The following is a 255-nucleotide window of genomic DNA, read 5'->3' as shown; positions in this document are numbered from 1 at the left end:
CCAATTTTGTTATGGGGCCATAGCTCAGCTGGGAGAGCGCCTGCCTTGCACGCAGGAGGTCAGCGGTTCGATCCCGCTTGGCTCCACCATATAAACTGCTTCTGAAAGCTTAGAAATGAATATTCCGAGAGAATATTGATTTCTAGTCTTTTGATTAGATCGTTCTTTAAAAATTTGGGTATGTGATAGAAAGATAGACTGAACGTTACTTTCACTGGTAACGGATCAGGCTAAGGTAAAATTTGTGAGTTCTCT

General features: G+C 42.4%; 1 tRNA gene. It reads left to right on the top strand.

Going from position 1 to position 255, the window contains the following annotated elements:
- The first annotated feature begins 13 nt into the window (after positions 1-13).
- A tRNA-Ala gene (locus V6F91_RS27290) sits at positions 14-89 on the top strand.
- Positions 90-255: the final 166 nt, after the last annotated feature.

Source organism: Pseudomonas koreensis, from assembly GCF_036668835.1.
Lineage (GTDB): Bacteria > Pseudomonadota > Gammaproteobacteria > Pseudomonadales > Pseudomonadaceae > Aquipseudomonas > Aquipseudomonas koreensis_I.
This window is presented reverse-complemented; position numbering and strand designations above follow the sequence as displayed.